This is a genomic window from Pseudomonas sp. NPDC087690 (assembly GCF_044743175.1).
In the GTDB taxonomy this organism is placed as follows: Bacteria; Pseudomonadota; Gammaproteobacteria; order Pseudomonadales; family Pseudomonadaceae; genus Aquipseudomonas.
Genome location: NZ_JBIUVX010000024.1, coordinates 1 through 16,445, shown reverse-complemented (window position 1 = coordinate 16,445; position 16,445 = coordinate 1). Strand labels below are relative to the sequence as shown.

At 58.4% G+C, this 16,445-nt stretch carries 14 protein-coding genes and 1 other RNA gene; 5 read left to right on the top strand and 10 right to left on the bottom strand.

Annotated elements, in window-relative coordinates; all coding sequences use genetic code 11:
* Positions 1 to 413: 413 nt before the first annotated feature.
* On the top strand, positions 414 to 2,150 hold the full coding sequence (locus ACIPIZ_RS20100; protein ID WP_122662446.1) for a hypothetical protein: 1,737 nt from the start codon (positions 414 to 416) through the stop codon (positions 2,148 to 2,150).
* Positions 2,151 to 2,253: 103 nt separating this feature from the next.
* On the opposite strand, the gene ACIPIZ_RS20095 is transcribed toward ACIPIZ_RS20100, so the two are convergent.
* The 8 genes from ACIPIZ_RS20095 to ACIPIZ_RS20060 all read right to left on the bottom strand — a co-directional run bounded on the left by ACIPIZ_RS20095 (position 2,254) and on the right by ACIPIZ_RS20060 (position 11,820).
* Entirely contained in the window at positions 2,254 to 3,180 is a 927-nt protein-coding gene (locus ACIPIZ_RS20095; RefSeq protein ID WP_401166953.1) for a PliI family lysozyme inhibitor of I-type lysozyme, read from the bottom strand.
* A 135-nt stretch (positions 3,181 to 3,315) separates the two neighbouring features.
* Positions 3,316 to 3,704: a transfer-messenger RNA gene (ssrA, locus tag ACIPIZ_RS20090) on the bottom strand.
* Between the two features lie 97 nt (positions 3,705 to 3,801).
* Positions 3,802 to 4,080, bottom strand: a complete 279-nt coding sequence (locus ACIPIZ_RS20085) for a hypothetical protein (protein ID WP_064387864.1) — start codon at positions 4,078 to 4,080, stop codon at positions 3,802 to 3,804.
* Between the two features lie 130 nt (positions 4,081 to 4,210).
* Positions 4,211 to 7,021 (bottom strand): FAD-binding and (Fe-S)-binding domain-containing protein, encoded by a 2,811-nt coding sequence (locus tag ACIPIZ_RS20080; RefSeq protein ID WP_401166950.1) that lies wholly within the window; start codon positions 7,019 to 7,021, stop codon positions 4,211 to 4,213.
* Positions 7,018 to 7,689 carry a lactate utilization protein C gene (locus ACIPIZ_RS20075; RefSeq protein WP_401166947.1) on the bottom strand — a complete coding sequence of 224 codons (672 nt, stop codon included), beginning with the start codon at positions 7,687 to 7,689 and terminating at the stop codon, positions 7,018 to 7,020. The genes ACIPIZ_RS20080 and ACIPIZ_RS20075 overlap by 4 nt, the downstream gene beginning before the upstream one ends.
* Entirely contained in the window at positions 7,689 to 9,143 is a 1,455-nt protein-coding gene (locus ACIPIZ_RS20070; protein ID WP_401166945.1) for a LutB/LldF family L-lactate oxidation iron-sulfur protein, read from the bottom strand. Before ACIPIZ_RS20070 ends, ACIPIZ_RS20075 begins: the two co-directional genes overlap by 1 nt.
* The gene (locus ACIPIZ_RS20065) at positions 9,140 to 9,964 is read right to left on the bottom strand and encodes a (Fe-S)-binding protein (protein WP_401166944.1); all 825 of its coding nucleotides are present in this window, start codon (positions 9,962 to 9,964) and stop codon (positions 9,140 to 9,142) included. Before ACIPIZ_RS20065 ends, ACIPIZ_RS20070 begins: the two co-directional genes overlap by 4 nt.
* Positions 9,965 to 10,125: 161 nt before the next feature.
* Entirely contained in the window at positions 10,126 to 11,820 is a 1,695-nt protein-coding gene (locus ACIPIZ_RS20060) for a lactate permease LctP family transporter (protein ID WP_253480211.1), read from the bottom strand.
* A gap of 262 nt (positions 11,821 to 12,082) precedes the next feature.
* Here ACIPIZ_RS20060 and ACIPIZ_RS20055 point away from each other — a divergent pair, with 262 nt between their 5' ends.
* Positions 12,083 to 12,850 carry an FCD domain-containing protein gene (locus tag ACIPIZ_RS20055; protein ID WP_007915207.1) on the top strand — a complete coding sequence of 256 codons (768 nt, stop codon included), beginning with the start codon at positions 12,083 to 12,085 and terminating at the stop codon, positions 12,848 to 12,850.
* 119 nt (positions 12,851 to 12,969) lie between these two features.
* On the opposite strand, the gene smpB is transcribed toward ACIPIZ_RS20055, so the two are convergent.
* Positions 12,970 to 13,452: an SsrA-binding protein SmpB gene (smpB, locus tag ACIPIZ_RS20050; protein WP_008088297.1), complete on the bottom strand. Its 483-nt coding sequence runs from the start codon at positions 13,450 to 13,452 to the stop codon at positions 12,970 to 12,972.
* A 119-nt stretch (positions 13,453 to 13,571) separates the two neighbouring features.
* On the opposite strand from smpB, the gene ACIPIZ_RS20045 reads away from it, so the two are divergent.
* From ACIPIZ_RS20045 to ACIPIZ_RS20035, 3 genes are read left to right on the top strand one after another with little or no spacing between them, the layout of a single operon-like run.
* Positions 13,572 to 14,975, top strand: a complete 1,404-nt coding sequence (locus ACIPIZ_RS20045; protein WP_122662412.1) for a sodium-dependent transporter — start codon at positions 13,572 to 13,574, stop codon at positions 14,973 to 14,975.
* A 7-nt stretch (positions 14,976 to 14,982) separates the two neighbouring features.
* Positions 14,983 to 15,417 (top strand): type II toxin-antitoxin system RatA family toxin, encoded by a 435-nt coding sequence (locus tag ACIPIZ_RS20040; RefSeq protein WP_016986510.1) that lies wholly within the window; start codon positions 14,983 to 14,985, stop codon positions 15,415 to 15,417.
* Complete coding sequence (locus ACIPIZ_RS20035; protein WP_401166940.1) at positions 15,410 to 15,724, top strand: RnfH family protein; 315 nt, start codon at positions 15,410 to 15,412, stop codon at positions 15,722 to 15,724. The genes ACIPIZ_RS20040 and ACIPIZ_RS20035 overlap by 8 nt, the downstream gene beginning before the upstream one ends.
* Positions 15,725 to 15,784: 60 nt before the next feature.
* On the opposite strand, the gene ACIPIZ_RS20030 is transcribed toward ACIPIZ_RS20035, so the two are convergent.
* Positions 15,785 to 16,312 (bottom strand): outer membrane protein assembly factor BamE, encoded by a 528-nt coding sequence (locus ACIPIZ_RS20030; protein WP_401166937.1) that lies wholly within the window; start codon positions 16,310 to 16,312, stop codon positions 15,785 to 15,787.
* Positions 16,313 to 16,445 lie beyond the last annotated feature (133 nt).

The following is a 16,445-nucleotide window of genomic DNA, read 5'->3' as shown; positions in this document are numbered from 1 at the left end:
CAATAACGACCTTGAAAAGCGAGTTCCCTGATCAGTCCTGCGATCGACCCCTGACAGGGTGCAAAAATCAGCTGAAATCTCATTTGATAATGTTTGTCGAGGGCACTAATGTCGCGACGCTTTGTGGGTGGTCATCAAAACCCGCGAACGTCATGACAGGTGTCTCTGCCAAACAGGATCAGCCGTCGCAAACCCGGAGGATGGCTCTACAAGGAGTAGTAAAAATGATGCATGGCGCGTATCCCCAGGTCCTGGCAACAGCGTGTAGCACCGGGACGGTGGTTCAGCCCCGGCGTTCAAGGCAAAGCCGGCGCTGGCGCCTTTTTGCCGCGCTGCTGCTGTCAACCGCCATGGCGGTCTGCAGCGCGGCGGCGGTTCAGGCACAGACTCGGGCACCCGACGCTAGAGGGTTGATGCACGAAGCTCAACGTCTGAGCCGCGATGGCTTGCTGGCGGATGCCACGGTCGCTGCCCGGGCGGCCATGGTTGCTGGCCGAAAAGGCAGCGCCCTCGATTTTATCGAACTCGACGCGGGCGCCTTGCTCGTTGATCTGCTGCACAAACAGGCCCGATATGACGAGGCCCGCCGTGCCGCTGAAGAGCAGATTGCGTATTGGGAAAAGCAAGCCGCCGACAACGGTGCATCGGGCAAGCGCGACGCTCGGAGCACGGGCATGCTGGAGCGGGCAATCGAAGCGAGCATGATGGCGGGTGAAAGGACAGAGGTCGCCCGCCTGCAAGAAAAGCTGTTCGCGGTGACCAGCCCCGATCCCGCTTCATGGCGTTTGTCGCCGGACGAGCCCCGCTTGCGATACGACCTCGCTGACTTTTCGATGCCCCTCACGGTGGGGGCGTGGACATTGACCAGGTTCCAGCCGGCCGAACAACGCGACTTCAACACTCTTGTTCTTTACACGCAGGCGCTCCCGGGCGGTCGCCTGACTGCCGAGATTGCCGTGTCCTATGACGAGCATCAACGCAAGATCAGCGCTGCCGAACGGCAGGCATCGCTGCAGTCCTATCAGGCGCGGCACAAGCCAAGTGCGCTGGAAATGACCATGCCCGATCTCGCCTACGACGGCCTGACCGCTTTCAAGCGCGCAGATCAGAGTGAATGTGAGGACAAGCAGTGCATCAATGCTCATTGGCTTATCTTCCGCGGCGACTGGCGGATGGATATCGATGTCAATTTCGGATTGCAAGACGAGGCCCAAGTCGCGCAGCAAGTGCGCCAATTGTTCGCCGCGCTGAAATGGCGCAGCGCACCGCCGCTGTTTCGTGAACGGCCACTGGCTCAGCAGGTGCGGGATATCGAGGTGGCCGCTTCACTGCCGGACGGCGTAGCCAAGGCTGCGGCACTGGCGGAAAAGGCGCTGCCCGACGCGCACTTCCCGGACGAGATTGCGCGGATGCAGACTTACATCGGCATCGATCAATATCGGCGCGCAGATCTCGAGGCCGCACGTCGTGCACTGGGTTTGGCGGTGTCAGCCTGGGACGAACGGGTCGTCGATGAACTGCTTTTTCGCAGCGCGTTGGACTTCGCCGCGGACATCGATTATCGGCAAGGCCGAAACGAGGACGCCGTGGCGCTGAACCGCAGATTCATCGAATGGCAGATGAGCGATGCGACACTGGGCTGGCATATACCGAAGGATGAAAACGCCTTGGTCAATGAACGCCAAGGCGTGCATTTGCCGCTGCGCGTGGGCGATTACCGTCTGCGACCGAACACCCATGGGCGCTTTTACTACGAAAACCTGCAGAGCGGGGCCCAGCTCGGCCTGACCGTGGGCATGCCAGCCTCTTCTGATCAGGAGCTGGAGTCCATGCTGCGCTCCTTCATGGCGAATAATCTCGGCTTGCAAGCTGCGGGTCTGAGCAAAACAGGGTTTTCAGCCAAATCGGTAGCCCATGAAGACATCCCGGCAATCGGCCATAAATGGGAGTTCGAGGTGACGCAGTCGCCGGATGGACAAGGTTCCTCCAGCGCAGATCCTGAGACGGGCGCCTCGCGCAAGACGCCGACGAAGATGGCGTTCTGGATCGTCGATCGCAAAGAGCAACGGTCGATGTTGCGGGCACCGATTACAGACAGTGGTCGATCCAGGACTGAAGCGGAGCACGTTGCGAAAGCGTTATCGTGGTAGAGAAGAGCAGGGTTCAGGGCATGTGATCGGTAGCGGCATCTGCTTGCGCACGTGCCCGCACCCACTCCTTGCGGCATCCCGGTGACTGGCGGCCATGATCATGTCAATACTCCGCCACTTTGCCTGCACGTAAAACCCATCCCGCCTCTCCGGGCACCAACTTGTACTGAACCTGGCGCATCTTCCCCGTGCGACCGGTTCCGGCGTCCGCGCTGCCATACACAGGGAAGCGCTGAATGAGCGTGTTCTCCACGACAGCAAATGAGTCCTCACCCTGATAACCCTCGGCGGTTTTCGGGTTGTCGCTGATGGGCGGCAGATAGATTTCGCTCAGGGATTTTTTGTTATTCGCCGAGTAGGCGATCAGTTCACCGGGCATCCCGCGACCGGGCGAACGAGTGAAGACGTAGAGCTCAGGCGAGCCGTCATTATTCAGGTCGCCGACCTCGGCGCGGATGATATCGCCGTTGAGTGGGCGGGTGATCACTGAGTTGTCGATCTCCAGGCCTTGGGGGTCGATACGCAATGTGGGTTTGCCATCGAGCAGATCCGCTTTCACATGAAAATCGATGCCCTGCAACGCCACGTGTTGATCGAAAGGTCGCTGGTTATCCACTGCGTCGCCGTTGGCGAGAGTGAGGGAAATCTCGTAGTTGGCCACTTCATCGCGTCGGGCAGCACTGCGCATGAGATAGACCTGCACCGTGTAATCGCCATCGGCCGGCAACGAGCCGAGGAAATGATTGCCCATGACCGAACCGTTGAACAGCGCGTAATCAGCACCTTTGGTGGCGAGGTTGAAGGCGGCGGAAAGGTTGGCACATTTAAAGCCCACCGTCAGCATCTGCCCGGCTTTGCCGCTGAGCGTGTACTCCGCAGTTTTATAGCCCTTGATCGACTGCTTGAATTGCACGCTGCCGTGGCCACTCTTGTAGACGACCTGCTGGACTCTTGGTGGGATGTCGGTGGTCGCGGCGTGCGCAGACAGTGAAACGAGGGTAGCCAATAGGACGCGCAGCCAAACGTTCATGAAAGTCCTTGGGTCATTGCCGATGGCTCAAAGCATAGTTCCGGCGCAGCACGCCAGTCCAATCGCGCTGATCCGGAAAATCCCGAACTTCAGATGCGACAAAGCCCGCACTTGGCGGGCTTTGTCGTTGAGAGTTGGTGGAGCCGGGGGGATTTGAACCCCCGTCCGCCAGTACTCCGCTGTCGGTACTACATGCGTAGCCGTTTCTATTAAGTTAACCCTCAGCGACCCGAAGGGCAGGGTGCTTTGGGCGAGTTGTGTAAGTTTTAGCCGCTTCGTCCACAACGTACTGCACGGCGATTCTGTTCTATATGACAATCATTTTGGGTTTACAGACATCCCCTGATGATTGCTGGACCCGAAGGTACCAGGAGCATTGTCAGCTGCAATTAAGCAGCGAGAGCAACACCGTATTGGTCGTCATTGGCAACTATAAGTAGTTGCAACAGTGGATTTACGACTTCTGTTACCAAGTCGGCATGCACCTAGAGTTTCGCAACCGGCGTCGAATCCTAAACGGCCCCGAACTCATTGCTCAGTACATCTGTTTGAGCAACAAGCCTGCGCAGTGTACGCCAATCAGCCCCACAAGGCCAACCCGAAGGTTGGCCGGGACGCTGATCAGTTGTTGGTGCCGGTGGCTTTACGCAGTTCGACAATGGTTTGCGAGGTTTCCGCTACACAGTCATCGATCTTGCCCTCGGCCTTGAGCGACTGAGCTCTGGTCACACTGGCTTCAGCGCGCTGGCTCAGCTCTGGATTCGCAGACAACTGCGCCTTGCCACTTTGAATGGTCTGGATATTGGCATCGCACAGGTCCGCAGGTTTGTCCGCGGCAAACGAAGTGGACGCCATCATCGATGCAGTAACGAACAGACCTAACAGTACAGAACGTTTCATGTGTATCTCCTTGAACCGAGTGGGTCCAGACTTCGCTGGCCGTCAGGACGGGCAACCGAATGGATGAAAAACCCCGATCAGTCGGGGTTAATCTGTGGACTACAGTCGAACTCAAGGGTTCTATTTTTCTTCAGCAGGCCTTTGCCCGGGTCACTCGATCCACCAGATAGACCAGCCCGTGATAGTCGATTCCGCCATGTTGTGTCAGGCCGATCTCACAGGTTCGGCTGGTGGAAATTCCCTCGCTGCAATGCTGCACGGCCTCCTTGAGCGTGCGCAGTGAGTGGCTGTTCAACTCTGGCGTGGTAAAGCCCTTGTCACCGGCAAATCCGCAACAATGAATGCCCTCTGGGATCACCACGGTCTTGCTGCACTTGCGCGCCAGATCGATCAACGTCTGGCTTTCGCCCAGATGTTGCGTGCTGCAGGTCACGTGCACGGCAATCGGTGCGTCTTGCGGGGTGAAATCCAGTCGTTCGAGAAGATGCGTACGGATGAAACGCACCGGGTCGTACAGATCCAGACGGGTTTCTCCTACGTCCTGCACCAGCCGCAACGTGCATGGGCTGGTGTCGCAGTAGATCGGGTCGAGCCCGCCGCGACTGGCATGCAGCAGTGCGCTGATCAGCTCCTGGCGTTTGTGTTCGGCTTGCTCGGCATAGCCTTTGGAGGCGAAAGGCTGACCGCAGCAGAGGTTGTCCTGGTTGTCCGGGAAGACCACTTGGTAACCGGCCTTTTCCAACAGGCCACGGGTTTTGTCGTAGAGCGACATCTGCTCTTTATCACCCGCCGCCGGGCCCATGACCCGCGACACACACGCGGCCAGATACACCACGCGCGGGCGTTCGTCCGACATGCTCGGACTAAAGCGAATGGCTTTCTCCGGTTGTGGCATCGCATTCGTCCACAGTGGCACCTGGCCCTTGGACAGGCGCGTAATCGTCGCCGAAAGTTTCGCCAGGCGCGGTGCGCCGAGCATCATCCGTGCACCGTTGGCCACATGCAGGGTGAAGCGTGCGCCTTGCAAAGTCTTGGCGAAGTTTCCTTCGATCCAGTCAGCGGTTTTCTGATGCTTCGCGTGTCGGCCACGGAGCTTTTTCACCAGCTCGCCGGTATTGATGCCTACAGGGCAACGCTGTGCACACAGACCCGTCGCGGCGCAGGTGTCGATGCCTTGGTACTCGTAGGCTTTTTCCAGTTCGGTGGTGTCGACGCCGGCACGTTTCTTCGCTTGTATATCGCGCCAGATCACGATGCGCTGGCGTGGACTCAGGGTCAGGCCTTTCGACGGGCAGACCGGTTCGCAAAAGCCACACTCGATGCACTTATCCACAATCTCGTCGGCCGCCGGCAGCGGTTTCAGATGTTTGAGGTGGATCTGCGGATCTTCGCTGAGCACCACGTCCGGGTTGAGAATGCCGTTCGGATCGAGCAGACGTTTGAGCTGCCACATCAGTTGATAGGCGTCGCTGCCCCATTCCAGTTCCACGAACGGCGCCATGTTGCGTCCGGTGCCGTGTTCGGCTTTCAGCGAACCACCGAATTCCACTGCCACCAATTGCGCGACGTCGTCCATGAACGCTTGATAGCGGGCGACTTCTTCCGGGTTGTTGAAGCCTTGAGTGAAGACGAAGTGCAGATTGCCTTCCAGTGCGTGTCCGAAAAGGATCGCTTCATCGTAGGAATGTTTGTCGAACAGCTCGATCAAGCGATTTACGCCGATGGCCAGTTGTTCGACCGGGAAGGTCACGTCTTCGATGATCACCGTGGTGCCGGTTTTTCGCACGGCGCCGACGGCGGGGAAGGTGTCCTTGCGGATCGCCCATAGCTTGGCGTTCTCGGCAGGGTCTTCGGTGAAGTCGACCTGTTTCTCCACCGGGAAACCACCGAGCGACGCCATGATCTGCGCCAGTTGTTCCTGTAGCAAAGAAGAAGATGCAGCGCGGGATTCAATCAGCAGCGCGCAGGCTTTATTCGACAGCTGTTGTACGAAAGCGGGCATGCCGGGTTTGTCCTGCACCGAGCGAAGACTGCGCCGGTCCAGTAACTCTACGGCGGAAACCGCTTGGCTTTTCAGCACGGTGACTGCGTTGCAGCAGGTTTCCACATCGGGAAACACAATCAGCGCCGACGCCTTGTTCGGGTGATCGATCACGGTGTCGTAAGTTACCGCGCTGATGAAGCCGAGCGTGCCTTCGGAGCCGACCAGCAAGTGGCTCAAGATATCCACAGGCTCATCGAAGTCCACCAAGGCGTTGAGTGACAAGCCGGTGGTATTTTTCAGGCGGTATTTGTGGCGGATTCGTGCAGCCAGTTCGGCGTTGGCGCGGGTTTCGCGGCCCAACGTCGTCAGGCGTTCGAGCAGATCGCCGTGACTGCTGCGAAACGCCGCAACACTGGCGGCATCTTCGGTATCCAGGCGCGAGCCATCGGCCAGCACCAGGCGAATGCCAGCCAGCGTGTGATAGGTATTTTGCGCGGTGCCACAGCACATGCCGCTGGCGTTGTTGGCGACGATGCCGCCGATTTTGCAGGCGTTGATCGATGCCGGGTCGGGGCCGATCTTGCGCCCGAACGGTGCGAGCCACGCGTTGGCCTGTGCGCCGATCACCCCCGGTTGCAGGCGAATCTGCGTGCCTTGGCCGCGAATTTCGCGAGCGTTCCAGTTATCCCCAAGCACAATCAGCACGGAATCGCTGATCGCCTGACCGGACAGGCTGGTGCCGGCGGCGCGGAACGTCACCGGAACATGATCGCGCTGAGCCAGTTTCAGCAGTGCCACCACTTCATCTTCAGATTCGACGCGAATCACCAGTTGCGGAATCAGCCGATAAAAACTCGCGTCGGTGCCGAAAGCCAGTGTCGATAACGGATCATCAAAGCGGCGCTGGGCCGGAATCAATTGCTGCGCATCACGCAGGAAACTCACTGGGAGCGTCATTGGTCCTCCAGAATCAGTACCACCAGATCTTTCGGACCGTGGGCGCCGTAAGCCAGTACTTGCTCGATGTCTGCAGTTTTCGACGGGCCGGACACCAGCAACGCGTTGGTCGGCATGCCTTGCGCCCATTCGAATTGCTGTTGCACCTGATAGAAGTTGTCGCGGATTTCACTGGCCTTGAGCAAAGCGAAATGCACCGGTGGCACCAGGCTCATCAAACGCGGTTCTTCGCGGGTTGGCCACAGAATCAGGCTGCCGGTTGCGGCGATGGCGCCGAGGGTTCCGGTGATACTTGCCGGCGTATCGTTGAACAGTTCGGCTTTCCACTCTTCCATTGGTCGGTCGTAGGATTTCAGCGTCGGCAGCTCGGGATTGTTCGCCCAGTGCTGTGTGATTTTCTGCCCGTGGGCGGTAGTCGGTGCAATCAACAGGCTCGGCAACTGACGGTCGCGGAGCAATTGCGCAAGCAGCGCTGGCCACTTTTCGCCCGAGGTCAGGTGGATTTCGGTGTGCACCGCTTCCATCAGTTTGCGCAGTTGCGGGATGCGCTGTTCGGCGCTGTAGGTGTAAGGCTGCGTCACCAGATCGACATCGAAGTCGTCGGCAATCGGCGTGGTACCCGTCAGACTTTTCCGCAGTTTGCCGAGGATATTTTGCTTGGCGCTCATCAACGGTCTCCCTGTTTGGCCAGATGCTCACGGGCCATGTCGTGCAGTGAGCGCGCGGCGGGTTTCGGTGCGCTGTGATTTTGCGTCCACGGGCCGACGTTATTCGGAGTCAGCGCACGCAGGCGCGTGGCGAAGAAACCGAACAGTCGATACAAGGTTGGCGAGCTGTTGAGTCTCGCCCAGGCGTTCCAGATAAAGCGTTCCTTGCGCGAATACTTGCTGCCCTGACCGCGCATCACTTGATTCGGGCTGTCAGGGGCTTTGACGTTCTCTTCGCGCAGGCGCCGCAGGATCGCCGGAATCGGAATTTTTACCGGGCACACTTCACCGCAGGCGCCGCACAGCGACGAAGCACTCGGGTGATCCGGAACCTTGGCCAGACCGACCATGTGTGGGGTGATGATTTTGCCGATCGGCCCAGGGTAAACCTCGCCATAGGTGTGGCCACCGACGCGGGTGTAGACCGGGCAATGGTTCATGCAGGCGCCGCAGCGGATGCAGTTCAGGGTCTGGCGCAATTCGCTGTCGGCGAAAGCCTGGCTGCGACCGTTGTCGAGCAGGACCAGATGCACTTCCTGCGGGCCGTCGAGTTCGTGCGCCTTGCGCGGGCCGGAGATCATGTTGACGTAAGTGGTGATCGGAATGCCCAGCGCCGAGCGGGTCAGCAGTGACAGCAGCGGCACCACGTCACGCAGGTTTTCCACGACTTTTTCGATGCCGGTGACGGCGATGTGCACCGGCTGCACGGTGGTGGTCATGCGGCCGTTGCCTTCGTTTTCCACCAGCAGCAGGGTGCCGGTTTCGGCGACGGCGAAGTTGACACCGGAGACGCCGATGTCCGCTTCGAAGAATTTCTGCCGCAGGACTCTGCGACCGATCTGAATGAGGTGGTCAACGTCCTTGGTGTATTCCACGCCAAGTTTGTCGTGGAACAAGGACGCGACCTGACCGGCATTCTTGTGGATCGCCGGCATAATGATGTGTGAAGGCTTCTCGTGGTCGAGCTGGACGATGTATTCCCCCATATCGGACTCCAGACATTCAATGTCCCGAGCCTCGAGGAAATGGTTCATCTCCATCTCTTCGCTGACCATCGATTTTCCCTTGATCACTTGCCGCGCCTCGTGAGCGCGGATGATCGATAAGACGATGCCATTGGCCTCGTCCACCGTTTCCGCCCAGTGCACTGTCACACCGTTGCGGGTCAGGTTCTGTTCCAGTTGCTCGAGCAGTTCGGGCAACTTGGACAGCGCGCGGGCTTTGATCGAATTGCCCAGTGCGCGCAAATGTTCTCTTTCATGGGGATCACTGAAAGCGGCTGCCCGCTTGACCATCAGTGAATCCATGGCAGTGCGGAAGTTGTTCCGCAACTGCTGATCGCCCAAGGCATTGTGTGCCCGGGTGCGGAAATCTTCTTCTACGGCGACCGTAGGAATAATCGCGGAAGTGCTCATTGCGCACCTCCGCTTCGTTGCCACAAGAAGCTGGCGAGATGTTGCCCGCGTAGCGTTTCTTTTTGTTTCTCCAATGCGCCGTTGATGTTCATCAAACAGCCACAGTCGGCGCTCAATACCTTGTGCGCGCCGGAATCCTTCAGCGCTTTGGTCTTGTCAGCCACCATCGCGCCGGAAATGTCTGGCATACGGACGCTGAATGTTCCGCCGAAGCCACAGCATTCGCTTTCATGGTCATGATTGACCCGTTCCACGTTGCTCAACTGCGCCAACAACTCGCGGCCGTGCAGGTGGGTGTTCATTTCGCGGCGTGCCGAACACGAAGTGTGCAGCGCGACTTTGACCGGTTCGCCGCTGTCCTTGAGCTGCACCTTGCAGACGAACAGCAGAAACTCGGCCAGTTCATAGGTACGGGCTGCGAGGGCCTGAACCTGTTTCAGCGTTTCCGGCTCGTCCTTGAACAAGTCGGCGTAATGCTCGCGCAGCATGCCGGCGCAGGAACCCGACGGCACCACCACCGGATAATCCCCGGCAAACAGCGCCAGTTGCGAGCGCGCTACCGTCCGCGCCTGCTCGGTATAACCCGAGGTGTAGGCCGGTTGGCCGCAGCAACTCTGCCCTTGCGGATACTCGACCCGAATGCCTTCGCGCTCCAGCAAGTGGATCGCGTCCATCCCGGCTTCGGGGTAGAACAGGTCGACTACGCATGTGCCGAACAGGTAGACCCGTGGCGGTTTCTCGCTGGGGTATTGCCGAGGTTCGGGCAGTGGCGGTGCCACGCGGGTCGCGTTTGGCACGGCGTTGTAAAAAAGCTCGCTCATCAGGCGTGTCTCCGGGTGGGCCCGGTTATCCGTCTGTTGCGGCTGCTGAATATAGAGAGCAATGCTTTCAGCAGCCTTACAGACCGGGTTGTGAGTTGCTGACGCCGGCATCACCAACCGGCGTCGGTTATTTCCATGCTTCTTGTAGGCGTCTTGCAGGTTTAGTGCACCAGCATGCCGGTGAACCAGTAGGCCTGAGCCAGGGTGATCAGGCCGACAATCGTTGCAAAGAATAGGCTGTGCTTGAGGGTGAAGCGGAACAGATCCGATTCCTTGCCCACCAGGCCGGTCGCTGCGCAGGCCACGGCGATCGATTGTGGTGAGATCATCTTGCCGGTCACGCCGCCGCTGGTGTTCGCCGCTACCAGCAAGGTGTCGTTGACGCCGATTTGATGCGCAGTGGTCGCCTGCAACGAACTGAACAGGGCGTTCGAAGAGGTATCCGAACCGGTGAGGAACACGCCCAACCAACCAAGGAATGGCGAGAAGAACGGGAACGCCGCGCCCGTGCCGGCCAATACCAGGGCCATGGTCGAAGACATGCCGGAGTAGTTGGTGACGAAGGCAAACGCCAGCACCATGCCGATCGACAGGATTGGCCAGCGCAGTTCGTAGAAGGTCTCTTTGAAAGTGGTAAGACCAGTTTTGAAATTGATCTTCAGCACCAACATCGAGATCAGCGCAGAGAAGAAAATAGCGGTGCCGGTCGCGGAAATCGGATCAAGTTTGAACACCGCCGGAATTGCTGTTGGAGCGGCCACGATCGGTGCGGTTTTGATCACCAGTTGATCAAGGTGCGGAATCGCGAAGTTGAACACCCAGCTGTACATCGAACCGCCAGCGGCGAACATCGCTTTGAAAGGTTTCAGCGTCCAGATCGTTACCAGCACGGTGAGGATCAGGAACGGCGACCAGGCCTTGAAAATTTCCCCGAGGCAGTAAGGCGACGCCACGGTCGTACGCTTCTGGCCGAAGCCACCGACGCTGGCGGTGATTGCAGCACTGGATGTGGCGCCAGCGATCTGCGCACCTGCTGTGCGTTTCGGCTGCCAGACTTTCAGGAACAGGGTCAGGGAGATCAGGCTCGCTAGCGCCGAAGTGATGTCCGGCAGCTCTGGGCCGATGAAGTTCGAGGTGAAGTATTGAGTGATGGCGAAGCTCAGGCCGGCCACCAGTGCCGCGGGCCAGGTTTCGCGCACGCCACGCAGACCATCCATCATGAACACCAGCCAGAACGGCACGAACAGCGACAGCAGCGGCAGTTGGCGACCGGTCATGGCGCCGATCTTGAACGCGTCGATACCGGTGACTTGGCCGGCAACAATGATCGGAATTCCCAGTGCGCCGAACGCAACCGGTGCGGTGTTGGCGATCAGGCACAGGCCGGCGGCGTACAACGGATTGAAGCCCAGCCCGACAAGAAGTGCGGCAGTAATCGCCACCGGAGCGCCGAAACCGGCGGCACCTTCCAGGAACGCACCGAAGCAGAAACCGATCAGCAGCACTTGCAGGCGCTGGTCGTCAGTAATCGATAACACCGAACTGCGAATGACCTCGAACTGACCACTTTTCACCGTCAGTTTGTAGAGGAATACCGCCGCGACAATGATCCAGGCAATCGGCCACAGACCGTAGGCGAAGCCATAACCGGCGGCGGCGAAAGCCATGTCGACCGGCATCTGAAACGCGAAGATCGCCACGGCAATCGACAGGGCGAGGGTAATGCTGCCGGCCACATGGCCTTTGAGGCGGAACACCGCCAGCGCGAGGAAAAAGAACACGATGGGAATGACGGCCGCGAGTGCGGACACGCCGAGACTGCCGAGCGGGCTGTAGAGCTGTTGCCAGGTTTGCATATGGGGTGGCCCCTAATTGTTGTTGGTCAGGCACTGTCAGCGTTCTTGGATAATTGGTAAGACCAATTTACAATCGCTGTTGGCTAGGGTAAAAGCCTTGATGTCGGTGTGTCAATTTGCCGCGCTGAAACTTTTGTCGAACAAGCGGTGCAGAGCGCATCTGATCCGGTTTCGGCAAGTGGCGTCTGGTAGGTGTCGGCAAGGCGCCGATAGGCCAGAATAGAGAGCCCGGCGAGCGGTCGGGATCGTGGAGAAATGAGTTATGGGGTTTGATCAGATTCGGCAGCGCCGTTTGTCTGACGATATTGTTGAGCGGCTTGAGGGGATGATCCTTGAGGGCACGCTGAAGTCCGGTGAACGGCTTCCGGCGGAGCGCACGCTGGCCGAACAATTTGGCGTATCACGGCCGTCGCTGCGTGAAGCGATCCAGAAACTGGCGGCGAAAGGCCTGCTGGTCAGCCGGCAGGGCGGCGGCAATTACGTGGTCGAGAGTCTGGGCTCAACGTTCAGCGATCCGCTGCTGCAATTGCTCGAAAGCAACCCCGAGGCGCAGCGTGATTTGCTCGAGTTTCGCCACACCCTGGAGGCATCGTGCGCCTATTACGCAGCATTGCGTGCGACTGATGTTGATCGCGAGCGGCTGACGGCGGCGTTTGAAGAATTGCAGGATTGCTACTCGCGTCACGACGAAGTCAGTCGGGCAGAAGAGGGGGCGGCAGATGCGAAGTTTCACCTGGCGATTGCTGAAGCCAGCCATAACGCAGTGCTGCTGCACACCATTCGTGGCTTGTTCGATCTGCTCAAGCGCAACGTGGTGACCAACATCGGCGGCATGTACAAGCAGCGCACGGAAACCCGCGACATGCTGATTACCCAGCATCGGGAATTGTATCTGGCGATTATTGAAGGTCGTGCGGAGCAGGCTAGAGAAGTCTCCAGCCGACATATTTTGTATGTGCAGGAAGTGCTGGAAGAGGTGCGGCAGGAAGTTCAGCGCATGGCTCGAGCGGAGCGGCGCAAGGGGATGTGATCAGTTATTTCTGTGTTGATGATGCAATAGCTTTCGCGAGCAGGCTCGCTCCCACAATTGGAATGCATTCCAAGGTGGGAGCGAGCCTGCTCGCGAATACGCTCTAAAGGCAGAAGAAATTAATCTTCCTTGCCCTTGTTGCGCACGGCACGCTGCAGTTCACGACCGGCATCGCGCTCGCGTTCGGTATCACGCTTGTCGTATTCCTTTTTGCCCTTGCCCAGAGCAATCTCGCACTTGACCATGTGCTTGCTCCAGTACCAGGACAGGCAGACGCAGGCGTAACCCTTCTGCTGCACCATCGCTGCAAGCTTTTCCAGCTCGCGGCGGTTGAGCAGCAGTTTGCGTGTGCGCACCGGGTCGGCGATGACGTGGGTGCTTGCGGTCATCAGAGGCGTGATGTGGCTACCCAGCAGCCACGCTTCGCCATCCTTGAGCAGGACATAGCTGTCAACCAGCTGTAGCTTGCTTGCCCGCAGACTTTTTACTTCCCAGCCGGCCAGGACCAGACCAGCCTCGAACTTGTGCTCGATGAAGTAATCGTGTCGCGCCTTTTTGTTCTGCGCGATGGTCCCTGTTGGGTGTTTCTTCTGTTTAGCCATAGGGGCGGCAATATATGGAGATAAAAGGCTGTCGGCTACGGTGATGCTGCGTGCTTGAGCAGGTTGAGTGAATCCCGGACAATGCGGCCTCTTTTTCTAACGCTTGGGCGTGATAAACGATGTCGACAGACAAGGTTTCTGTCCACGGCAGTTGGGCTAGCCGCTGGGTATTCATACTCGCCGCGACCGGTTCGGCCGTGGGACTGGGTAGTATCTGGAAGTTCCCCTACATGGTCGGGGTCTACGGCGGCGGTGCGTTTGTACTGATGTTTCTGGCGTGCATCGCACTGATCGGCATCCCGGTCATGCTCGCTGAAACCCTGATCGGCCGGCGCGCCCGGCAAAGTCCGGCGAACGCCTTGAAGGTGCTGGCGCTGGAAGCCGGGCACTCGGGCAAATGGTCGTGGGGAGCGTTTGCCGGGATGATCACGGCGTTGCTGATCCTGTCTTTCTATAGCGTGGTTGGCGGTTGGTCGCTGGACTACATCGTCGACATGGGCCGCGGAGATTTCCAGGGCGCGACGGCCGATCAGGTCGGCGCTTATTTCGGCAATGTCATCTCCAACCCATGGCGCCTGACACTTTGGCATACGATTTTCATGCTGTTGTCGGCCTTCGTCATCGCCAAAGGCGTGGTCGCCGGGCTTGAGCGCAGCCTGCGCATCATGATGCCGCTGCTGTTCGTGATGATCCTGGTGCTGCTGGGTTACAGCATGACCACCGGGCATTTCATGGAGGGCGTGCATTTCATGTTCGACTTCCACCCGGAAAAAGTTCTCGACGGCCTGTTGCCAGCGATGGGGCACGCGTTCTTCTCGCTGAGCGTTGGTGTCGGCTCGATCATGATCTACGGCGCTTACATGCCGAAGAGTTCGTCGTTGTCGGGCACGGTTGTCGGTGTAGCACTGCTGGACACCTTTGTGTCGCTGGTCGCCGGTCTGGCCTTATTCCCGATTGTGTTTGCCGGAGGCCTGAATCCTAGCGAAGGGCCTGGCCTGATGTTCGTCAGTCTGCCATTTGCCTTTGGTAATGTGGCTTTCGGTCAGTTGATGGGCGTGGTGTTCTTTGTGCTGGTGGCGATTGCGGCATGGAGTTCGGCGATTTCGTTGCTCGAGCCGATGGTTGCCTATCTGGTTGAGCGCACGAAAATCAGTCGCGCATGGGTGACTTTCTGGCTGGCGTTCATCTGCTGGTTCGTCGGTCTGGGCACGGTGTTCTCCTTCAATATCTGGAAGGAAGCCAAATTTTTCGTGAACGAAGGCGGGATGTTCCACCTCTACCAATGGGGTGCGCAGGGTGGTCTGGACTTCTTTGGCGTGATCGATTTCTTCACCTCGCGGATCATGTTGCCGCTCGGTGGCCTGTGTTTTGTGCTGTTTGCCGGATGGGTGATGGGGCGTGAAGCGGTACGCGACGAACTGTCGATCCGTAACCCGGCGCTGTTTGCCCTGTCTTTGTTCTTGATGCGCTACGTGGCGCCCATCGGCATTCTTGTAGTGTTTGCCGCTCAGCTCTGGAAGTAACGCTTACATGACGACACATATTCAACGATCAGCGCTGCTGCCGTACCCGGCGCAATTCCTCTATGACCTGGTCAACGACGTGGCGCGTTACCCGGAATTTCTGCCGTGGTGCTCTTCGGCTGAGGTGCTGGAAAGCTCGCCGGAGCATATGCGCGCCAGTGTTGGCGTGGCCAAGGGCGGTCTCAGTCAACATTTTGTGACGCGCAATACGCTGGTGCCGGGGCAGTCGATCGAAATGAACCTGGAAGAAGGGCCGTTCAATCAACTGCACGGCGTCTGGGTGTTCAAGGTGTTGAACGAGAAGGCCTGCAAGATCAGCCTGGATCTGTCGTTCGACTATGCCGGGCCGCTGGTGCGCGCGACGTTGGGGCCGCTGTTCAATCAGGCCGCGAATACGCTGGTGGACGCGTTCTGTCAGCGCGCCAAGCAGATGCATGGTTGAGTCAGTGATCGATATAGAGGTGGTATACGCGGCTGTGGATCGTCAGGTTTTACGCGCTGTCAGCGTAAAAGAAGGCGCGACGGTGCGGGCTGCGGTGTTTGCATCGGGTATTGATAGCGAATTTCCTGAGCTGAATCTGGCGGAGTGCCCGCTGGGCATCTTTGGAAAAGTAGTTGCTGACCCGGATTCGCGGGTGATTCAGGCGGGAGATCGCATCGAGATTTATCGCCCATTGCTCGCCGATCCTAAAGAGGTTCGACGCTTGCGAGCGGCCAAGGCTGCCGAAGCCAAGGCTCGAAACGCGTAAAAAGCCAAATCGCAGACAATAAAAAACCCGGAGTTTCCGGGTTTTTTATTGCGTCGCAAATTATTGCGGCGAGGTGTCCAGGGGCTCTGGCGTTGGAACCGGAACGGTTTCCACACCATCGACGTCCTTCTGGATCTGATCCAGCAAGGAACCTGGCTTGACCGGTTTTTCCGGTTCTGGCTTCTCGGCGTTTTCAGCAGGAGCGGTCACAGAAGTGCCGCTGTCCTTGCCGAGAATGGCTTCGTCACGGCTGACGCCGGGCATAAAGTCACCGGACAGGCTGACAAGCTGGTCGTTTGAGTTGAAAATAACGCTGACGCGTTCCTGTTGGCGTTCACCGCCACCCGGTTGCAGGCTGTACAGATAATCCCAGCGATCGGCATGGAACGTGTCGGTCAGCAGGGGGTTACCCATGATAAACCGTACTTGCGGCCGGGTCATTCCCGGGCGTAACTGGTCTATCATATCCTGCGTGACGACATTGCCCTGCTGGATGTCGATTTTGTAAACCCCGGGGAATGAACAACCGGCGAGTGCGAGCAGTCCCACAAAGGTGAAACTGGTTAGCATGAGCTTTTTGTTTTGCATCGTTGGGCGACTTCCACTATCTTGGCTGGGACAACGTAAACGCCGATCATACCCGCATTAAGAGAAGCTGCGAAGCAGCATCGCGAGAAAGCTGACCATGGATGAAAATAGCGAACTAAGCAAATCCGGCCTA